The sequence below is a fragment of the Marinitoga sp. 1155 genome (assembly GCF_001021175.1).
Classification (GTDB): Bacteria; Thermotogota; Thermotogae; order Petrotogales; family Petrotogaceae; genus Marinitoga.
Window position 1 is genome coordinate 25,053 of the sequence record NZ_AZAX01000015.1, and the last position, 22,909, is coordinate 47,961.

Below are 22,909 nucleotides of genomic sequence, written 5' to 3' on the forward strand. Positions count from 1 at the left end.
AAATCCCGGGTTTTACCGGGATTTGTTTTTAATCCTTTAAACTTCCTTGAGTTAAACCTGATATAATATATTTTTGTGCAATGGAAAAAACAATTATAGTTGGCAAAAGAGCTATAACTATGCCTGCAGATAACACATTCCATTGAATTCCTGCTTTTGATACAATTGAATATAAACCAACAGGGACAGTATATTTATCTGCAGTGTTTAAAAACATAACAGCTGTAAATAGTTCATTCCAGTTATTAACAAACGAAAAACTTAAAATTGCAGATAATCCAGGAAGCATTAATGGAACAGTAATTTTAAATAATGATTGTATTTCATTACATCCGTCAATTAAAGCAGCTTCTTCTATGCTCTTTGGAATTCTATCAAAAAAACCTTTAGCCATAATTGTGCTAAATGCTGCACCAAAACCACTATATACTATTATTATACTAATTAATTTATTAATCAAATGGAATTTTGAGAACATAATGTATTGTGGAACCATAATTAGGTATGACGGTATCATTTGGGAGAAAAATAGATATAAAATAACAATATATCTCCATTTGAACTCTTTTCGAGATAATATATACCCACTTAACATTGCAAAAATTGTTGAGATAAAAGCTGCAATTAAAGAAACAAAAATACTATTAGAAAAATATTGTTTGAAATTAACAAATTCAAATAATTTTCTGTATCCGTATAAACTTGGATTATTTGTCCAATATTTTATTGGAAATGTATATAATTCATATACAGGTTTAAATGAAGTTAATATAATCCAGTAAAGAGGAAATATAGCAAATAATAAAAATAATGCTAATAATATAAATCGTACAATTTGCCATATTGTTTTTTTCTTCATAATGAAAACTCCTTTTTAGAAGTCAATTTTAAATACATAATAGTATATAATACAAGAACAGTAACTATAATTACACCATGAGCAGCAGCTTTACTATAATTTGATTCATAAAATACAGTATTAATCATTTTTACTGATAATATTTCTGTGCTTCCAGCAGGTCCGCCTCGAGTCATTCCATATATAACATCAGGGAAATTCATAACCCATATTATTCTTAATAAAATAGTATTTATTAATGTAGGTTTAATATATGGAATAGTTATTTTAAAAAGTTTTGTGAAATATCCTGCGCCATCAATTTCGGCAGCCTCATACAATGAATCTGGTATTGATTGCAATGCGGCTAAAATCATAATAGCGAAAAATGGTATGCCATACCATACATTTACCAATATAACAGAAAACATTGCCAATGACGGATCAGATAAAAAGTTAAAACCTTCTTTAATAAAGCCTATTCGTAATAATATATCGTTTATTACTCCAAATTGACCATTAAGTAACCATGACCATATTAGTCCTATAGCAAAACCAGATATTGCCCATGGATAAAAAACAAACCCTGCATATAATCCTCTTCCTTTAAACGGTTCTTTCATTAATAATGCCAGAATAAACCCAAAGATTAATTGAAAAAATACAGAAAAGAAAATCCATTTTATTGTATTCCAGATAATATCAATGTAAAAAACATCAGAAAAGATTTCTTTATAATTTTCAAAACCTACCCATTTGATTTTTCCAAAATTAAAAATAGAATAATTTTTGAAAGAAAGCAAAACCCCACTTATAGTGGGGTATAAAATAATAAATGAAATTAAAAGAATTGTTGGCAATAGCATAAGTATAATAAATTTTCTTTGTTTCATTTAATCACCTATTTAATACCAGCATCTTTCCAGAAGTCTGACCATTGTTTTAAACATCTAACAACAGAAAGTTTTCCCAATAATACCTGTTGCATTGTTTTTTCCTGAAATTCATTCCATTTTCCCCAATTTTCATTATCTAATGGGTATTGTGTGAATTGATAATGCTTGGAATCTTTAAACATTTCTGTCCATCCTTCAAAAATATTAGAACTAAAATACGAGTCGTATTTATAGACGGACTTTAAAATAGGTAAAGCACCATAACTCTTGCTCCAATATCCGTTAATCTCTGAAGAACTAACAAATTTTATAAATTTCCATGCTAAATCTTTGTGTTTGGAATATGTTGGTATTCCCCATCCAACAAAACCAAACGTCGGATAAGCTTTTCCGCTTACACCAACAGGTAATGGTGCAGTTTTATATTGCCCAGGTTTTAACATTTCATTTAGCATTCCTGTGGTATCAGGATCCTGGAATAATAGAGGAGTTATACCAGAAACAAAAGCGTTAACTTGTTCATCCCATCCCCAATTAACAGAATCTTTTGGAGCAGTATCTTTAAATAAGCTAACATAAAAGTTTAATCCTTCAATAGCTCTAGGGTCATCAAAAATTAATTTTCCATCCTTTGTTAAATACATATTATTCGGATCAATATCATCAAAGAAAGAGGTTACTACAATATCTATAAATGCAGTAGGGTACCCTTTTCCTCTGAAATCAAAACCGTATTGGTTTTTCCCAGATTCTGTAAGTTTTTTTGCCATATCATACATTTCTTGCATTGTTTTAGGGTAATTTTTAAATCCGTATTTAGATAAAATATCAGGTCTATAAAATAGCGTTTTTACAAATATTCCATGAGGCAATAGATAAGGTGTATTTTTATATATACTTGCAGCTTCTAAAACCCCATCTATTAAATCATTTTTTTCTGGCCAATTATCAATATAAGGAGTTAAATCTTCTAATTTTCCCATTGCAGCTAAAGTGCTTAAATTCCAATCACCAATTTCTACAATATCAAGTGGTTGTTCTGTGCTAACCATTAAATTTATTTTTTGATAAGCTGTTTCATAAGGTGGTGAGATGACATTTATTTTTACTCCGGGATTTAATGTTTCAAACATTTCAATTATTTTGTTTAATGTAGGTGTTCTCCACGGACTTGAAAATGCTTCAATTAGATTTAACGTGACAACTTCTTCTGAAAATACAAATAGAGAAACTAAAAGAATAGAAATAATCAAAAACAACCTTTTCATACATAACACCCCCTGATTTATGATTGTGTTTACAATTTATTATACCATATTTAACATAGATTAATCAAAAAGTTTTTTTCTAAATTTTACATATATTAAAAACAATTATGATATACTTAATCATAAAATGGTTTTAGGAGGAAATATATGAATATAGGAAAGTGGTTATTTGCATCTGGAGTTTTACATCGAGTTAGGAAACCTGCAAGATATATAGGCGGAGAATATAATTTAAGAATAAAAAAAGTGGAAAATAAAATAAGAATCGGATTGATGTTTCCAGATTTATATGAAGTTGGAATGTCTCATACGGGATTTCAAATATTAATGCATTCATTTAATCAAAAGGAAAATGTATTTTCGGAAAGAATTTTTTTACCTTGGAAAGACATGATAGAAGAAATGAAAAATGCAAATATTCCGTTATATACTCTGGAAACATATACACCGATAAAAGAAATGGATTTAATTGGAATAACGCTTCAATATGAGCTTTCATATACAAATATTATTCATGCTTTAAAACTTGGAAATATACCAATATATTCTAAAGATAGATCAGAAAATGATCCTATAATTATAGCAGGCGGCCCTAGTGCATCTAATCCGGAACCCATTGCTGATTTTATCGATGCTTTTTATAATGGCGATGGTGAAGCGGTGATAGATGATCTGATAGAAATATTATCTAGCGATATAACCAGAGAAGAAAAAATAAAAAGAATTTATGAAACAGAAGGTTTTTATGTGCCGAAATATTATAAATTAAAGGAGACTGAATCAGGGTTTGTAGTTCCTGATTATGAGAAAAGGATAAAAATACGAAAAATTAGGGATCTCAATAATACGTCATTTCCAACTGAACAAATTGTTCCTAAAATTAGAACTATACATAATAGAGCGATAGTAGAGATAATGAGGGGATGTAATAGAGGATGTAGATTTTGTCATGCTGGGTTTTATTATAGACCTGTAAGAGAAAGAACAGCAGAAAAAATAATAAACTTATCTTTGGAAACGCTTGAAAAGACAGGCTATAATGAACTATCCCTATTATCTTTAAGCACGTTAGATTATACTGATTTGGAAAATGTTTTAAATGAATTAGAACCATTTCTTAAAGAAAATAGAATTTCCATATCACTTCCTTCAAGTAGAGTTGATAAATTTGGAATAGAAATCGGAAGCAAAATATCTGGTGCAAGAAAAACAGGACTAACCTTTGCACCAGAAGCTGGTTCTCAAAGGTTAAGGGATGTGATTAATAAAAATATATCTGAAGAAGAAATTTTGAATGTTGTAGAATATGCTAAAAAAAGTGGCTGGAGAAGAATAAAATTATATTTTATGATAGGTCTTCCAACAGAAACAGAAGAAGATGTGAGAGCCATAGTTGAATTAACAAAAAAAATAAAAAAAGAAATAAAAATAAAGGATATAACAGTAAATGTATCGATATTTATTCCAAAGCCGCACACACCTTTTGAAAAAGAGCGATTTTATCAACCAAAAGAGATAAAAGAAAAAATAAAAATATTAAATGAGATAAGAAAATTTGCAAAACTGAAGATTCATGATCCGTACATTAGTTTAATTGAAGCATTATTATCAAGAGGAGATAGAAAAATATCGGAATTAATATATAAAGTAGCATTAGAGGAAAATGCAATATTTGATGAGTGGGATGAAGAATTTGATTTCAGAAAATGGGCAAGAAAAATAAATGAATTAGGCATTGATACTAAAAAATATCTTGAAAAAATAGAAACTGATGAATTACCATGGAAAATAATAGATATTTTATTAAAGGATGATTTTATAAATAACGAGATGAAAAAAGCAACAGATGGAAAAACAACAGATGATTGTCGATGGGATATATGTACTTTATGTGGTGTATGTATAAAAACAGGATTAAATAATATTTTAGTTAAGCGGGTGGAAAAATGAAAGAATTTGATTTTTTGAAAGAAAAAGTAATTGAAGTTGGAAAAAAACTTCTTGAATGGAGAGAAAAAGAATTTACAATATCGAGTAAATCATCAAAACATGATTTAGTAACCTCTCTTGATTTAAGAGTTCAAGAATATCTATATAACGCATTAACAAAGCAATTTCCTGAAATAGGTTTTTTTGGTGAAGAAAGCGGAAAAGATAAAAAACCTAAAACAAATGGATATTGGGTAATAGACCCAATAGATGGAACTGTTAATTTTTCTAAAATGCTACCAATGTTTTGTATATCCGCTGCTTATGTTGAAAATGATGAACCAAAATATGGTATAATATATGCTCCAGTAATAAATCAAATTATAACAGCCGAAGAAAATAAAGGCATAAAGTATAATGATGAAAAAATTATTCCTAATTGGTCCAAAAGTTTAGAAGATGCTATGATTTCAACGGGAAACATAAGAGGAAAAACGTTTAAATTTTTTGAAGCCTTTGAGACAAAGGTTATGAGAATAAGATTGTTGGGAACCGCAGCATTACAAATTGCATATGTTGGAACAGGATATTTTGATGCATTTATTTCGGTAAAAGGCAATCCCTGGGATGTTGCAGCTGGTTATATAATAGTAAAAGAAGCCGGGGGAATAATTACTGATTATTATGGTAACAGGACAAATATATTTAATAAAAAAAATATTTATTCAAATCCATATATCTATAAAGATATAATTAAAAATTTACAGGGGGTGTTGTTGTGAAAGCGTTAATATTGTGTGCAGGTAAAGGAACAAGATTAAGACCATTGACTTTTACAAATGCAAAACCATTAATACCAATTGCAAACAAACCAACTATAGTATATAGTTTGGAAATGATAAAGGAAGCTGGAATTAATGACGTTGGGATAGTTGTTAATCCTGATAACAAATCTGATTTTGAAACAACTTTAGGTGATGGCTCAAGCTTAGGATTAAATATAACATATATAGTTCAGGAGGAACCAAAGGGTTTAGCGCATGCTGTAGCTATTTCAGAAGAGTTTTTAAAAGATGAAGAATTCTTAATGTATTTAGGAGATAATTTGGTTACAGTAGATCTTGGAAAATTCATAAAAGATTTTGATAATAATGATATGGATTCATTTATTCTTTTAACTCCAGTTGAAGATCCATCGAGATTTGGTATTGCTGTATTAAAAGATAATAAAGTTATAAGTGTTGTTGAAAAACCTAAAGATCCACCATCTAATTTAGCTATTATAGGTGTCTATATTTTTAAACCAATTGTTTTTGAGGCTATAAAAAATATAAAACCTTCATGGAGAGGGGAATTGGAAATAACGGATGCTATACAATGGTTATTGGAAAATGATAAAAATGTTGGAGCACATATTGTATATGGATGGTGGAAGGATACTGGAAAACCGGAAGATTTAATAGAAGCAAATAGAAAAATATTAGAGCAGTTAAAAGAAAGTAAAAACGAAGGTATTGTATATGAAAATTCTTCAATACATGGAAATGTAATAATAGGAAAAAATTCGAGAATATTAAATAGTGTTATTAGGGGTCCTGTAATTATAGGAGATAATGTATTAATTTCTGATTCATATGTAGGTCCATATACTAGTATTGGAGAAAATGTAACTATAGAAAATGCTGAATTAGAAAATTCAATTATATTAGATAAAGCAACAATAGCACATTTAGAAACAAGATTAGACTCAAGTATAATTGGAGCAAATGCCACAGTTATAAGCTCAGATTCGAAACCAAAATCAATAAAATTGGTAATAGGTGATTATTCAAAAATAGAAATTCCAAGATAGAGGTGTTTATATGTTAAAACATATAGAAAAATTATGGTATGATGTTTATCCCAAAAGTACAGAAAATAAATTAAATGAATTAATTGAATACTTAAAATCTGAAAAACAACAATTTTCCGAAAAAGAATTAGATTACAAATGGTATAAAAAGGCAGTAATATATTCACTTTATGTGGATTTATACGCAGGAAATTTCAAAGGATTAACGGATAAAATCGATTATTTGTCAGATTTAGGGATAAACACAATCTGGTTATTACCTGTTTTGGATTCACCTCTAATGGATCAAGGATTTGACATCAAAGATTACTATAAAATAAGAAAAGATCTTGGAAGCAATGAAGATTTCAAATTATTTCTTGATAAAGCCCATGAAAAAGGAATAAAGGTAATATTTGATATAGCTATTAATCACACATCAAATGAACATCCGTGGTTTAAATCAGCTAAGAGTTCAAAAAATTCTCCATATAGAGATTATTATATCTGGAATGAAAATACTGATAAATATAAAGAAGCAAGATTATTATTTAAGGGAATGGTTAATAGCAATTGGGAATATAATGAAGAAACAAAAGATTATTATTTTCACAGATTTTATCCTTTTCAACCAGATTTAAACTATAAAAATCCACAAGTACTAATTGAAATGATAAAAATATTAGTATTCTGGAAAAAAATGGGAATAGATGGATTTAGAATGGATGCTGCCCCATTTTTATGGAAAGAAGAAGAATCGAATTGTGAAAATTTACCTCAAACACATACAATATTAAAAATTTTTAGAAATTCATTAGATTATTTAGAAAAAGGTACAATATTAGTTGCAGAGGCTAATTTGAAACCAAGGGATGTAGTAGAATATTTTGGCAATGGGGATGAATGTCATGCGGGATATCATTTTCCATTAATGCCAAAGATTTTTCTTACATTAGCTGAAAAAAATTATATGCATGTTTTTGAAGCTTTAAAGGTAGAAAACACGCCAAATATTCCTGAAAGTTGCAGATGGTTTACGTTCTTAAGGTGTCACGATGAGTTAACTCTTGAATTTGTAACAAAAGAAGAAAGAGAAAAGATGAATAAATATTATTTAAAAAATAGGCTTTGGACGTTTAGAGAAGGCGAAGGGATTTCAGGAAGATTATATGAATTATTAGATAAAGATATTAGAAAAGTTTTACTGTCATTTTCTATATTGTTTACCACAGAAGGTTCTCCTATTATTTATTATGGAGATGAAATAGCTTTAGAAAATGACTATGATTTTTATAATAAAATGGTTGAAAAAACAGGTTTTAAAGACTCAAGATTTTTAAATAGAGGTCCTATTAATTGGGATGAAATTGAAAAAAAATTAAAAAACAAAAGTTCAAAAGAATATATTGTATTTAATACAGTAAAAAATATGTTGAAAATTAGGAAAGAAAACATAGAGTTTTTTGAACAAAAAGGTGAAGTTGTGCCTGTAAAGAATAAATCTATTTTTGTAGTAAAAAAGAAATTAAAAAATAGAATGTTGTGGGCCTTTCATAATTTATCTGAGGAAAATAAGAGTATTGAATTGAAAAGTGAAGGTTTTGAATTATTTAGTAAAGAAAAAATCTCAAAAATCAAATTGAAACCTTATGAATATTCATGGATAATTTTTAAAGATTAAAAAGCTTGTGCAAAAGCACAAGCTTTTTTAATCAAAAATTACTATAAATTTTTAAAAATCGATGCTATAATAATTTGTAAGATGTTTTTAGGTGTAATAGTTTTTTCATAATATACTTTTTATAGTGCATTAAAAATTTATATAATGGGGAAAGGGGATAAAAAACTATGATAAAAATACTTTTTGCATCTATCATTATCATCCATGGATTAATTCATTTAATGGGTTTTGTGAAAGCGTTTCAGCTTGTTGAAATAAATCAACTCACACAAAATATTTCTAAATCAATAGGACTTTTATGGTTAATTTCTGCTTTATTACTTATCATCGTAGCAATTATTCTCTTATTAGACTATGATTGGTGGTGGATAATTGCAGTTCCAACTATTTTACTTTCGCAAGTACTTATCGTTATGTATTGGCAAGATGCAAAATATGGAACAATAGCAAATATTATCCTTATAGTTGGAATAATTATTGGTTATGGTAATTGGAATTTTAATACGATGGTAAAAAATGAATTAAAATCATTTGTCATACCTTCAATTTTTGAAAGAAAAATAATGACAAAGGAAATGATCAACAGCTTGCCACCGATTATTCAAAAATGGCTTGAACAATCTAATGTAATTGGCAAAGATATTATTAACCAAGTTCATCTAAAACAAATTGGAAAAATGCGCACAACTCTTGAGGGGAAATGGATGGATGTTAGAGCTGAACAGTGGTTTAAAACGGAAAAGCCCGGTTTTATCTGGGTAGCTGATGTTAAAGCTCCTTTAGGTATATCCCTTTTAGGAAGAGACAAATATATAAATGGGGAAGGGCATATGCTTATTAAATTACTGTCTTTAATAACAGTTGTAGATTCTAAAGGAAAAGAAATAGACCAGGGAACGATGTTAAGATATCTTGGAGAAACTATTTGGTTTCCTACGGCGGTTTTAAATAAATATATTCAATGGGAACAGGTTGATCCTACAACGGTTAAAGCTGTAATGAATTATAGTGGAATTACAGCTTCAGGAATATTTAAATTTAACATAAAAGGTGATATAGTGAGTTTTGAAGCTAAACGTTATTATGAACGCAAAGGTAAATCAACTTTGGAAAACTGGTTTATACAAATAGATCCAAATAGTTATAAAGAGTTCGAAGGTATAAGAATTCCAACTAAAGCAACAGTTATCTGGAAATTAAAAGAAGGAGACTTTGCATGGTATAAACTTGAGATTACAGATATTAATTATAATTAATTAACAATATAAAAATAAAAATAAAAATAGTTTTTTGTTGGAGGAGAAAATGGATTTGAAATTAGTGAATAGAAAATCAATAAATGAAAATACAATTATTGATTTAGAAAATGTAAAAATAGGACAAGATTATTTTACGATAATAGCTGGACCTTGTTCAGTTGAAAATAAAGAAATAATAGAGGAAACAGCACATTTTCTTTCCGAATTAAATGTAAAAATAATGCGTGGAGGAGTTTTTAAACCGCGCACTTCTCCATATTCTTTTCAAGGTTTAGGTAAAAAAGGACTTGAGTATTTGAAATTAGCAGCAGAAAAATATAATTTGAAAGTAATTACTGAGGCTTTAGATGAAGATAGCTTGAAAATGGTGAATGAATGTGCAGATATAATTCAAATTGGTTCTAGAAATGCTCAAAATTTTGGATTATTGAAAAAAGTAGGGAAATTAAATAAACCAGTATTATTAAAAAGAGGGTTTATGATGACAATAGAAGAATTTTTATATTCTGCAGAATATATAGCGTTTGAAGGAAATAAAAATATTATATTATGTGAAAGAGGAATAAGGACTTTTGAAACTAAAACAAGAAACACATTGGATATTTCTGCAATACCTGTTTTAAAACAAGAAACACATTTACCAATAATTATAGATCCAAGTCATGCGGCGGGAAGAAGTGATATTATTCCTGATTTAATAAAAGCATCTTTAGCAGTTGGAGCACATGGAATAATGGTTGAAATACATCCAAATCCACAAATAGCATTATCTGATGGAAAACAAAGTTTAATGTTCAAAAGTTTTGAAACAATCGTAAAAGAATTGAAGAAAATATCAAGAACCTTTGGAGTAGAAATATTATGAAGATAAAACCGATAAGAAAAATAAGAGCAAAAATAATAGTTCCAGCTGATAAATCAATAACTCATAGAACATTGATACTATCTTCTATGGCTAAGAATGAAAGTATAATATATAATCTTTTAAATGCTAATGATACAAAAAGAACATATAATATATTAAAAAAGTTAGGTGTAAAATTCAAAGGAGATTTTAGCAAACTGATAGTAATACCAAAAAACATAAAAGAAATAGAAAGCCCATTATATTGTGGAAATTCAGGAACAACAGCCCGTTTAATGAGCGGCTTTTTAGCATCTAAAAATGGACTATTTATATTATATGGAGATACATCGTTATCAAAAAGACCTATGAAAAGAATAATTGAACCATTGAATTTAATGGGGGCAGAAATAAAATCAAGAAATGAGAGAATGCCATTAATAATTAAAGGTGGTGAATTAAAGTCTATTGAGTATGAAATGCCTATTCCAAGTGCTCAATTAAAATCTTCTATAATTCTTGCTGGTTTAAAAGCTAATGGAGAGACAATAATAAAAGGAGATAAAGGAACGAGAGATCATACTGAAAGATTATTAAAATTTATGAATGCAAATATTGAAATAAAAAAAGATTTAATTAGAATAAGAAAATCTGATCTTGAACCATTAAATTTCAAAATCCCGGGTGATTTTTCTTCAGCTTCTTTCTTTATAACCCTTGCAATATTACATCGAAACGCAAAAATAGAAATAAATAATGTAAATCTTAATCATACAAGGATAGGATTTTTAAAAATATTAGAAAAAATGAATGCAAATATTTATTATGAAATTCATGAAAGCGAGCCAGAGCCAATTGGAAAAATAATAGCTGAAACTTCTAATGATTTAAAAGGAATTGTGATTCCTGAAAAATTAATACCAAATGCCATAGATGAACTACCTTTATTAGCTTTAATTGGAGCTAAAGCACAGGGGAAAACAGTACTAAAAAAAGCTAAAGAATTGAGAGTAAAAGAAAGTGATAGAATAACATCAGTTATTGAAAATATGAAAAATATAGGAATTAACATTAAAGAATTAAAAGATGGATTTGAAATAGAGGGAAAACAGAAAATAATTGGTGGGAAAATAAAAACGTATAATGATCATAGAATAGCAATGATGTTTTCAATAGCTGGATTAATAAGTGAAGAGGGAATAGAAATAGACAATACAGTGTCTGTAAATATTTCTTTTCCAGAGTTTTATAAAGTTTTACTTAATATTGCTGATGAAAGTAAAAAAACTTGAATAAGAATCAAATCTTTGCTTTTTGAAAAATTCAAATAATAAAATATATTCAATTTACATAGAATTTACAAGTAAAAACTCAAAATAAAGAGATTATGAAAGAAAATTCATAATAATAAGAAAATTATAAATGTTAAAATTTATTATAATGAAATATGAAAGATAATAATGTTGAAGCTACTTAATCTCTAAGAAACTTTGATAAAGTATTTGTAATTTTAGATTTTTTGTGGTAAAATATATCCGGAATAAATTTTATATAAGGAGGGGACTGTATGAAGAGACTTTTAGTAGCATTATTGTTAGTATTTTCTATCTTTACATTTGCAGCAGTTATGAACCCCAATACAATCGTTGACGTAACAATTGGGGAACCAGACACATTAGATCCACATCAAGCATATGATACAGCAAGTGGAGAAGTTATTTATAACGTATATGATAACTTAATTCAGTACAAAGGTTCAAGCTTAAGTGAATTTGAACCAAGAATAGCAGAATCATGGGAAATAGACGGAAATACAGTAAAATTCAAAATCAGAAAAGGGGTTAAATTCCACAGCGGAAACGAATTAACACCATATGACGTAGAATACACATTTGAAAGAGCATTAATTGGAAATCCTGGTGGAGGACCAATCTGGATGTTATACGAAGTATTCTTTGGAGATTACTTCAGCTTAAAATCAGCAGTAAAAGGATTAACTGGAAAATCATGGTCAGAATTAGTAAATCCTGAAACAAAAGAACCAGTAAATGATGAAGCAAAACAGATATTATTAGATTTCTATGAAAAATATATAAATTCAAAAGTAGAAGTAGATGGAGATTACGTAGTATTCCATTTAGCAGCACCAAAAGTATACTTTTTAAACATCATAGCTCAGGGTTCATCATGGGGAGCAATATTAGACAGTAAAGCAGCAATGGGATTAGGATTATGGGACGGAAAAGCAGACGGATGGTGGAAATTCCATGATTGGAAAAAAGAAGATTCACCATTATATGCAAAAGAAATAGGTTCAGGGCCATACGAATTAGTAGAATGGAACAGAGCAGAACAGAAAGTAACATTAAAAGCATTCCCAGAATACTGGAGAGGTCCAGCAAAAGTTGAAAACGTAGTTATCTGGGGAGTAGATGAATGGTCAACAAGAAAAGCATTATTAGAAAAAGGTGAAGCTGATATTGTAGCAGTTCCAGCACAATACTTAAGCCAGATAAAAGGAAATCCTGATATAGAAATTATCGAAGGATTACCAAGCGTATCTGTAACAACATTAAACTTCAATTGGCAGGTAAAACCAGATTCTCCATATATTGGAAGCGGAAAATTAGATGGAAATGGAATACCTGTAGATTTCTTTGCAGATAAAAATGTAAGATTAGGATTCATATATTCATTTGACTACAAAAAGATGATCGATGAAGTATTAGATGGATATGGCGAATTAGTACCAACAGCAATGCCAAAAGGTTTCTTAGGATATGACGATAATTTACCAAAACCAAAATTCGATTTAAAAGAAGCAACAAAATACTTCAAGAGAGCATTTAGAGGACAATTATGGAGAAAAGGTTTCAAAATGACAATACTTTACAACACAGGAAACGCAGCAAGACAAAAATCAGCAGAATTATTAGCAGATTCTTTAAAGAAAATAAATGCAAAATTCCAGGCAGAAGTTAGAGGTGTTCAGTGGCCAACATTCTTAGATGCAAGAAAGAATGGTAAAATGCCATTATACATCTTAGGTTGGTTAGCAGATTATCCAGATCCAAACAACTTTATTTACACATTCTACCACAGTAATGGTGACTATGGTTATTACTTTGGTGAAAAATATGCACAATTTGCAAACAAACCACAGGCATTCTTTGGCGGAAAATCATTAAATGAAATGATAGAAGAAGCAGCATCATTAACAGATCCTGAAGCAAGAAAAGAAATATATATAAAAGTACAGGAATTTGTAATCAGAGAAGGATTAGGTGTTCCATTATATCAACCAATAGGTGTAAGAGTACATAGAAAATGGTTAAAAGGTTGGTATCCAAATTCAATTAGACCAGGTGACGATTATTACGCATACTGGAAATCAGATGAATAATTTAGAAAAATTTATTTAATAACTTTTAATTTTAATTTTAAGGGGAGGGGAAGGTCCTTCCCCTATTTTTTTTGTTTTTTAATATTTTTTTTCTTTAATGTTTTATTTCTATGGTATAATAAATTTGTTTTATAAAATCTTTATGGAGGTGCTTGTATGACGGCGTATATTATCAGGAGGTTATTATTACTACCTCTTATAATTTTCGGAGTAACCTTAATAGTTTTCTCCATGATGCAATTGCTTGGAGAAGACCAGTTGTTAGCTGCATATGTGGACCCTAATTCTCTTGATAAAATGTCAGTAGAAGAATTAGAAATGGTAAAAGAAAAATATGGATTAAACGATGATCCATTTACGCGATACGTGAAATGGATCGAATCTGTTGCACGTGGTGATCTTGGTTGGTCGATAGTGGGTAAAGAACCAGTAACTGATGCAATATTAAACAGATTACCATCGACAGTGGAACTTGCATTATTTTCAATTTTTCCTATTATTGGCATAGGAGTGTGGCTTGGAGTTCAGGCAGCATTGCACAGAAATAAGTGGCAGGATCACTTAATAAGAATATTTTCTATAGTTGGATGGTCCTTTCCAGATTTTGTATTTGGTCTGGTAATATTAATGGTATTTTATAGCTGGCTCGGATGGTTCCCCCCTGGAAGAATTAGTCTGGATATTGAAAACATAATAAAATCTCCAGACTTTCATCAATATACAAAATTAATCACTATTGATGGATTATTAAATGGAAGAATAGACGTATTTTGGGACGGATTGAGACATTTAATAGGTCCAATATTAACATTATCCTACTTATGGTGGGCATACTTAATAAGAATTACAAGGTCATCAATGCTGGAAGTTTTAAGTAAAGATTATGTAAGAACTGCAAGAGCAAAAGGATTATCAGAAAAAGTAGTTATACATAAACATGCAAAAAGAAATGCATTAATACCAGTAGCAACAGTTGCTGGCTCCATGATTATTGGGTTGATAATGGGTGTTATTATTGTAGAAACAATATTTGTAAGACCAGGAATAGGAAGTTTTGCTGCAAAAGCTGCAGGACAACTCGATTATGCTTCTATAATGGGAATGTTATTATTCTCATCATTGCTTTTGATAGTTGGAAACTTGATAATCGATATATCATACGCATTAATAGATCCAAGAATCAGATACGAGTGAGGTGAGTAGAAATGAATGAAGAATTTAAAAGAGCACTTAGAAAATTCTATAAAAACCCTTCAGCAATGTTAGGAATAATATTATTAATCTTTTTTATATTGGTAGCAGCATTTGCACCGCTTTTAGCTCCACCTCAAATACCAATAGATCCTGAAATAGAAGATATGGAAGCAATGATAAATAATCTTGAAAATACAAAAAATCCTTCAATAATAGAAGATTTAACATCATCTTTTACAGATTATTATGATTTCACATATGGTTTTTACCTTGATTATGCAAATGATATAAGAAAATTAGAAGAAACATTAAAGCAATATCAATCAAACAGAAATGACGAAAATTATAAAAAATTAATAGAAACATTATCTCCTCTAACAGAAGAATATATTTTAGATGCATCATATTTTGACAATCTTGAAAATAACAAAGATGATTCTAAAAAATTCAATGAAGCATTAAAAGATCTTGAAAATGGAATAAAAGGTTTCCTCGCAAAAGCAAAAAATGCGGAAAAAATGAAAAAAGAATTAGATGAAATTACTTCAAAAACAACATCAGTAGATGAGTTTTTGCCGGCAGCAAAAAAATATTTCAAAGATTTAAAGGAAAATTATATAAAAGACTTAAATTATGACCCTTATTTAATGCCTATAGTAACATATGAAAATACTCCACAACCACCATCAAAAGAACATCCATTTGGAATAAGTAATGGAAGGGACATATATTATGGTGTAGTATGGGGTACAAGAACAGGATTTAAAATAGGGTTGATTGTTGTTATAACAGCAACAATCATAGGATTATTTATTGGTTCAATCTCAGCTTATTTTGGTGGCTGGGTTGATGAAGTATTAATGAGAATTACAGATATATTCATGTCAATACCATTTATGTTATCAGCAATGGTGTTGACTACGGTTTTAGGAACTGGGCTAGATAAAGTTATGATAGCTATGATAGTATTTGGATGGATGGGCTCAGCAAGACTTATAAGAGGTAATATTCTTCAGGCTAAAAATGATCAATATGTATTAGCTGCAAAAGCTTTAGGAGTAAAAGATTCAAAAATAATTATTAAACATATATTGCCTAATACAATATTCCCTGTATTAATACAGGCATCAATGAGAATAGGTTCAATGGTTATAACAGCAGCAGTATTGAGTTTCCTTGGTGTAGGTGCTCCTCAGGGGTATGCCGACTGGGGATCGATACTGAATTATGCAAGAAACTGGATATTAGGTGGAACAGGTGGAGCATTTGAATACTGGTATACAATAGTATATCCTGGTACAGCAATGGTATTATTTGTATTAGCCTGGAACTTAGTTGGAGACGCATTAAGGGATATCTTTGATCCGAAACTACGCGGTTAGTTGAAAGGAGGAAAATAATGAAAGACCCAATATTAAAGGTCAATAATTTACATACATATTTTGATACAGAAGATGGTGAAGTAAGAGCTGTAAGAGGTGTGTCATTCGAAGTGCATGAAGGAGAAACATTGGCAATTGTTGGAGAATCAGGTTCTGGTAAATCTGTAACCTCATTAAGTATAATGAGATTGTTAGATGAAAATGGAAGAATAGCAGATGGAGAAATAATATATAAAGGAACAGATATAAGTAAAATTCCTGAAGATGATATGAGACATATCAGGGGAAAAGAAATAGCAATGATATTCCAGGAACCAATGACAGCATTAAATCCTGTATTTACAGTTGGAGATCAAATAATAGAAATGATAATGTTGCATATGGGAATGGATGCAAAAGCTGCAAGAGAAAGAGCAATAGATTTATTAAGAAAGGTTGGAATACCAGAACCTGAAAAGCGTGTCGATCAATATCCTCACGAATTATCAGGTGGAATGAGACAAAGAGCAATGATAGCAATGGCATTGTCCTGTAACCCGAAGGTATTAATTGCCGATGAACCAACAACAGCACTCGATGTTACAATACAGGCGCAAATATTGGAATTAATGAAAGAATTGCAAAAAGAATATGGAATGGCAATAATATTTATTACACATGATCTTGGTGTAGTAGCAGAAATGTCAGATAAAGCAGCTGTAATGTATGCTGGAAAGGTCGTAGAATATGGAGATATAGTATCAGTATTTAAAAGACCAAAAAATCCATATACATGGGGATTAATGCAGTCAATACCAAAATTGAATGAAGAAGTTGACAGATTAATGTCAATTCCAGGAACAGTTCCAAATCCAAGAAGATTTCCAAAAGGATGTGGATTTTCAAATAGATGTTTCCTTGCAAAAGAAAAATGTAAAGATGAAATGCCGGAATTAATTGAAGTCGAATCCGGGCATTATTCAAGATGCTTCTATATTGAAGAACTCGAAAAAGAAGTTGAAAAAACAAGGGCAGGTGGAAAATAATGTCTAAAAAAGTGTTATTGCAGGTAGACAATCTAAAAAAATATTTTCCGGTTAGAGCTGGGGTGTTTAAAAGAGTAGTAGCACACGTTCAAGCAGTAGATGATATATCATTTAAAGTATTTGAAGGTGAAACAATAGGACTTGTTGGAGAATCTGGTTGTGGTAAAAGTACTACAGGAATGACAATATTAAGATTATTAAATCCAACAGCTGGAAGAATAGTTGTAGATGGATTGGATACCACGCCGCTATTCCTGCCAAAAACAAGAGCAAACAAATATATACATGAAATGTATATTGACAAATTTAATAAACTTAAACAAGAATACAAAACTGAAGAAGAAGTAATAAATAATTTAAAAGATGAAATTGATAAAAAATATGCTAAAATTTATTTCGAGAAAGGTGCTCATGGATTATATCATGAAATGTTATCAAATCTAAGTGAAAAAAGAAAATGGTTCAGACGAAACATGCAAATAATATTCCAGGATCCATACTCATCATTAAACCCAAGATTAAGAATTAGAAGCATAATTGCAGAAGGATTATTCACACACGGGTTGGTGCAAAACGGAGCAGAAGCAACAGAAAAAGTTAAAGATTTACTTGATAAAGTAGGATTATCATCAGAATACATATACAGATTCCCTCATGAATTCTCTGGAGGTCAAAGGCAGAGAATTGGTATAGCAAGGGCATTGGCACTAAATCCAAAACTAATTGTTGCAGATGAAGCAGTATCAGCGCTTGATGTATCAATTCAATCACAAGTAATAAACCTATTAGAAGATTTACAAAAAGAATTCAAATTAACATATGTATTTATAGCCCACGATTTAGCAGTAGTAAAGCATATATCAGACAGAGTAGCTGTAATGTATCTTGGAAAAATAGTAGAGCTTGCAGACAAAAAAGAATTATTTGACAATCCTTTACATCCATATACAGTATCACTAATGTCAGCTATTCCAATTCCTGACCCTGAATACAAGAAAAAAAGAATAATATTGCAGGGTGATGTTCCAAGTCCTATAAACCCACCAAGTGGGTGTAGATTCCATCCAAGGTGTCCTATAGCAAAAGATATATGTTCAAAAAAGGAACCACCATTGGTTGAATTAGAAAATGGACATCAGGTAGCTTGTCATTTTGCAGGTCAATTCAAAGGCTAAAAAATCCCGGAAATTCCGGGATTTTTATTATATACACATAGATATATCAATATCTACAGTATTTTTATTCAATGAGAAAATACAAAAATTGGTAGAAACGTTCAATTTTTGCACTGTTTATTTAAAAAATAATTATGATATAATCTAAATATAATGGTATATAAAAACAAGATTATAGGTAAACTTCGTTTATAGAGGTGTTTAAATTGGGAAAGAGAATAATATATGGTAAAACATGGTGGGGGAAAAAATGGATAGAAGCAATGGAAAAAATAGATTATAATACCAATAGGTTGCCACGAGGAAAAAGATACGCCAATAAAGGATTAGTTTTAGAAATAAGAATAAATAGAAATTCAGATATTGTAGCCAGAGTCCAAGGAACACGTAACACCCCGTATAAAGAAAAAATTTCTTTAAAAAAATTTACATCAAAAGAAATAGAAAAGATAGGTGAAATTTTTTCAGACAATCCGTTTATAGCAGGTCAATTATTAAATGGAATACTCCCAGAAGAAATGTTTGAATTACTGCAAAATGAAGAAATAAAGTTATTTCCAGAATCATGGAAAGACATTGATGCATATTGTTCATGTCCTGATTGGGCTAATCCATGTAAACATCTTGCAGCAGTATATTATATAATTGCAAACGAAATAGATAAAGATCCTTTTATGCTATTTGAAATGCATGGATTAAAAAAGAAAAAATTATTGGAAATGGCTAAAATATCAACAGAAAATTCAGAAAACACATTAAATTTTCTTCCAAAAAATAGCGAAAAAAGCAAATGTAGTTATGAAGAAAAATTGAAAATAAAAGAGCCAGAAATATTTTTTGGAAATATAGATAATATCATCCTCTTATTACCAGAAAAACAAGTATTTCCAGATATTTCAATAAAAGAATTTTTAAAAGAAATATATATAAAAAGCGAAAAATATATAAATAATATATCATTAATAGAAAAAACTCCTTATTTAAAAGAAACAACATACAGCATACATTATAACCTGCAAAATCCTGAAATAACAATTTCTGGATACACACCGTTTTCAGAAAAAATAATAAAATTTGAAACACTTTTTAATATGTTATCAAGTATATCATTACAAAAAGATAATAATGACAATGAATACTCGTTCTTTTTCAAAAAGACATTAAGCTTTGTATTCAACATAGTAAAAAACTCTTTATTTGCACCTAAAATAGAAAATATAGATGAAAAAACATATTACATAAACTATTATCCTCTTTATTTAAATACTGAAATAAAAGAATATATAAAATATCTTGAAAAAATAATACCAGATAATCTCGTAATTCATCCAGAAAAAAACAAAACTTTAAAGAAATCAGATGCAGTAATATATATAATTACACTATTTATAAAAGAAATTATAAAACATGCATATTTAAACGATAATATACCTAATAACTTATTATCAATATTTCTAACAGATGCTAAACTTAAAGTAAAAACATTAGAAGAAAAAAATATAATTAATTTCATGAAAAATTATTTTGAACCTTTATTCTTTAAAAGCAAAGAATATACGCTTGCAATAAAAATTATGCCGTTTATTGAAGATAGATATCACCTTTCACTTTTAGTAAAAAATAATATTAATCAACTATCAGAGCCTATTACATTAAAAACATTTTTAAAAAATAAAAAGTATAATAAAAACAAAGCAGATATTTTAAAACAAATGGGATTTCTTTCCGAGATTACAGAATTTTCTAAAATTCTGATGAAAAATGAAGAAATTATAATAACTTCTTCTGAATTGAGTGAGTTCTTTGAAAAAACATTCGCTATTTTAAAAATATTTGGTATTGAAATTATATTACCAAAAGAAATGAAAAAAATTATTGAACCAAAGCCAGTAATTACAGTATCTGGAAATAAAAATATAGTCACTTTTCTTAATATAAATGAATTATTGAATTTTAACTGGAAAATAGCAATAGGGGATGAATTAATATCAGTAGAAGAATTTAGAAAACTATTAGAAAAGTCAGAAGGAATAATAAAATTTAAAGACATGTATATAAATCTTGAGCCTAAAAAATTTTTAAATATGCTTAAAAAATTAGAAAACCCTTTCTGGGAAAAATCAAATTACGAAACCTTAAGAAACTTACTTTCAGAAGAATTTGATGAGATTCCATTGCTACTAACAAATGAAATAAAAAAATCAATTAATGAAATAAAAAAAATAAAAAATATAAGAATTCCAAAAACATTAAATGCAACATTAAGAGAATATCAAAAACGCGGTTATAAATGGGTGAAAACAAATGTTGATAAAGGGTTTGGAGTATGTCTTGCAGATGATATGGGCCTTGGAAAAACCATTCAGATAATATCTGTATTATTAAAAGAAAAAGAAAACAACACATTAAACAGTCCAGCAATAGTTATTTGTCCAACAACATTAATAGGAAATTGGGCATCAGAAATTGAAAAATTTGCACCGGATTTGAAATATCACATATACCATGGAAATAATCGTGAATTAGACGAAGATACAGATGTAGTATTAACCTCCTATGGAATAATAAGAAAAGATATAGAAAAACTCCAAAAAATAGAATGGTCATATATAATACTTGACGAAGCCCAAAATATCAAAAATCCGTTAACATTACAAACAAAAGCAATAAAAAAACTAAATAGTCAAAAAAGAATTGCATTAACAGGAACTCCGGTGGAAAATCGTCTTGCAGAATTATGGAGTATATTTGATTTTTTAATGCCAGGATATTTAGGAAGTTACACATCATTTCTAAAAAAATATGCGATTCCTATTGAAAAATATAACGACAAATCAAAGATTGAAACAATAAAAAAAGCAATAAATCCGTTTCTATTAAGAAGATTAAAAACAGATAAAAATATCATAAAAGACTTACCAGAAAAAATAATCTTTGATCAATATGTGTATTTAACACCATTACAGACATCATTATATGCAAAAACTATTGAAATGGTGCATGATATTACCAAAACATCAGGAATTGAAAGAAAGGGATTAATCTTTAAATTAATGACATCATTAAAGCAAATATGTAATCATCCAGCAAATTATTTAAAAAGTAAAAATTTTAAATCTGAAGAATCTGGTAAAACACAAAAGTTGTTGGATTTACTAACAGAAATATTTGAAAACAATGAAAAAGCCATAATATTTACACAATACAAAGAAATGGGAGAAATACTTGAAAAAATAATCAAAAAAGATTTAGATATAAAGCCATTATTCTTCCATGGCGGATTAAGTAGAAAAAAAAGAGATGAAATGGTGAAAAAATTTCAAACATTGCATGAATATCCAGTAATAATCGTTTCTCTTAAAGCAGGAGGAACAGGGTTAAATTTAACAGCAGCATCTCATGTAATACATTTTGATTTATGGTGGAACCCTGCAGTTGAAAATCAAGCAACAGATAGGGCTTATAGAATAGGCCAAAAAAGAAATGTCATAGTCCATAGATTTATAACAAAAAATACATTTGAAGAAAAGATTAATGAAATTATACAGAACAAAAAAAATCTAAGTGAAAATATATTAACTCTTGGAGAAAAATGGATATCTGAACTCAGTGATGAAGAGTTGAAAAAATATTCAAAATATAATACAGATTTAAAATATTAGATTTTTAGAAAATAAAAATTATACTAATGTATAGATTTTGATTAATAATCTATTAAATAAATTATAAATAAACCTTTTAAAGTATTATAAAAATAAAAATAACAAAAAATAAATATAACTGAAATAAAGTCTAAAACTCCCAAATGGTTATAAATAAATGGAAATAATTCAAAAAGGTCCGGAAGTGCTTAAAAAAATGAAACAAAGTTTAAAATAGGCTTGACAAAAGAAAAAGAGAAGAGTATAATTATATTGAAAAATGTTCCGGACCTATGTTAAAAAATGCAAAATCTCGCAAAACCGCATGAATAGAGGAAAGTTAAAAAACAGGTTCGGAGGTTGATTATAAGCGTTTTTTAGAAGATTTTTTACAAAAAACAAAGAAAAAATTGAAAATAAAAAATAGGTCCGGAAAAACGGTCTCTAAAAACTGCTAATAATAACTATTCTGGAGACCAAGTCTCGGAAAGAAACTACTCTCTGAAAGAGATAGAAACTTTCACTTCCAATAGTAACAAAGAA

The 22,909-nt window shown here is 28.9% G+C and carries 15 protein-coding genes, 1 pseudogene and 1 CRISPR repeat array (1 of these 17 running past the window's edge); of the genes and pseudogenes, 13 read left to right on the plus strand and 3 right to left on the minus strand.

What is annotated here, in order from left to right; genetic code table 11:
* Positions 1 to 28: 28 nt before the first annotated feature.
* From X274_RS06000 to X274_RS06010, 3 genes are read right to left on the minus strand one after another with little or no spacing between them, the layout of a single operon-like run.
* Positions 29 to 859: a carbohydrate ABC transporter permease gene (locus X274_RS06000; RefSeq protein WP_047265913.1), complete on the minus strand. Its 831-nt coding sequence runs from the start codon at positions 857 to 859 to the stop codon at positions 29 to 31.
* Complete coding sequence (locus X274_RS06005) at positions 856 to 1,731, minus strand: carbohydrate ABC transporter permease (protein ID WP_047265914.1); 876 nt, start codon at positions 1,729 to 1,731, stop codon at positions 856 to 858. The genes X274_RS06000 and X274_RS06005 overlap by 4 nt, the downstream gene beginning before the upstream one ends.
* A gap of 8 nt (positions 1,732 to 1,739) precedes the next feature.
* Positions 1,740 to 3,002 carry an ABC transporter substrate-binding protein gene (locus tag X274_RS06010; RefSeq protein ID WP_047265915.1) on the minus strand — a complete coding sequence of 421 codons (1,263 nt, stop codon included), beginning with the start codon at positions 3,000 to 3,002 and terminating at the stop codon, positions 1,740 to 1,742.
* A gap of 147 nt (positions 3,003 to 3,149) precedes the next feature.
* Here X274_RS06010 and X274_RS06015 point away from each other — a divergent pair, with 147 nt between their 5' ends.
* From X274_RS06015 to X274_RS06075, 13 genes and pseudogenes are all read left to right on the plus strand, one after another.
* Complete coding sequence (locus tag X274_RS06015; RefSeq protein WP_047265916.1) at positions 3,150 to 4,952, plus strand: TIGR03960 family B12-binding radical SAM protein; 1,803 nt, start codon at positions 3,150 to 3,152, stop codon at positions 4,950 to 4,952.
* Positions 4,949 to 5,713, plus strand: coding sequence for an inositol monophosphatase family protein (locus X274_RS06020; protein ID WP_047265917.1), 765 nt, complete (start codon positions 4,949 to 4,951; stop codon positions 5,711 to 5,713). Before X274_RS06015 ends, X274_RS06020 begins: the two co-directional genes overlap by 4 nt.
* The gene (locus X274_RS06025; protein WP_047265918.1) at positions 5,710 to 6,783 is read left to right on the plus strand and encodes a glucose-1-phosphate thymidylyltransferase; all 1,074 of its coding nucleotides are present in this window, start codon (positions 5,710 to 5,712) and stop codon (positions 6,781 to 6,783) included. Before X274_RS06020 ends, X274_RS06025 begins: the two co-directional genes overlap by 4 nt.
* A gap of 10 nt (positions 6,784 to 6,793) precedes the next feature.
* Positions 6,794 to 8,443, plus strand: coding sequence for an alpha-amylase family glycosyl hydrolase (locus X274_RS06030; protein ID WP_084822655.1), 1,650 nt, complete (start codon positions 6,794 to 6,796; stop codon positions 8,441 to 8,443).
* A 230-nt stretch (positions 8,444 to 8,673) separates the two neighbouring features.
* Positions 8,674 to 9,699, plus strand: a complete 1,026-nt coding sequence (locus X274_RS06035; RefSeq protein WP_156166149.1) for a DUF6544 family protein — start codon at positions 8,674 to 8,676, stop codon at positions 9,697 to 9,699.
* 49 nt (positions 9,700 to 9,748) lie between these two features.
* Positions 9,749 to 10,567 (plus strand): 3-deoxy-7-phosphoheptulonate synthase, encoded by an 819-nt coding sequence (gene aroF, locus X274_RS06040; protein ID WP_052913205.1) that lies wholly within the window; start codon positions 9,749 to 9,751, stop codon positions 10,565 to 10,567.
* Complete coding sequence (gene aroA / locus X274_RS06045; protein ID WP_047265919.1) at positions 10,564 to 11,838, plus strand: 3-phosphoshikimate 1-carboxyvinyltransferase; 1,275 nt, start codon at positions 10,564 to 10,566, stop codon at positions 11,836 to 11,838. The genes aroF and aroA overlap by 4 nt, the downstream gene beginning before the upstream one ends.
* Before the next feature lie 275 nt (positions 11,839 to 12,113).
* Entirely contained in the window at positions 12,114 to 13,949 is a 1,836-nt protein-coding gene (locus X274_RS06050) for an ABC transporter substrate-binding protein (protein ID WP_047265920.1), read from the plus strand.
* Between the two features lie 156 nt (positions 13,950 to 14,105).
* Positions 14,106 to 15,143: an ABC transporter permease gene (locus X274_RS06055; RefSeq protein WP_047265921.1), complete on the plus strand. Its 1,038-nt coding sequence runs from the start codon at positions 14,106 to 14,108 to the stop codon at positions 15,141 to 15,143.
* A gap of 635 nt (positions 15,144 to 15,778) precedes the next feature.
* Positions 15,779 to 16,525: pseudogene (locus X274_RS12385) on the plus strand (ABC transporter permease); the annotation flags it as partial.
* Between the two features lie 17 nt (positions 16,526 to 16,542).
* A complete protein-coding gene (locus tag X274_RS06065) occupies positions 16,543 to 17,550 on the plus strand; it encodes an ABC transporter ATP-binding protein (protein ID WP_047265923.1) in 1,008 nt (335 codons plus the stop codon).
* The gene (locus tag X274_RS06070) at positions 17,550 to 18,725 is read left to right on the plus strand and encodes an ABC transporter ATP-binding protein (protein ID WP_047265924.1); all 1,176 of its coding nucleotides are present in this window, start codon (positions 17,550 to 17,552) and stop codon (positions 18,723 to 18,725) included. The genes X274_RS06065 and X274_RS06070 overlap by 1 nt, the downstream gene beginning before the upstream one ends.
* A 206-nt stretch (positions 18,726 to 18,931) precedes the next feature.
* Positions 18,932 to 22,387: a DEAD/DEAH box helicase gene (locus X274_RS06075; RefSeq protein WP_047265925.1), complete on the plus strand. Its 3,456-nt coding sequence runs from the start codon at positions 18,932 to 18,934 to the stop codon at positions 22,385 to 22,387.
* A 461-nt stretch (positions 22,388 to 22,848) separates the two neighbouring features.
* Positions 22,849 to 22,909: a CRISPR direct-repeat array (repeat unit 36 nt; unit sequence CTCGGAAAGAAACTACTCTCTGAAAGAGATAGAAAC); it runs 1,509 nt beyond the window's last position.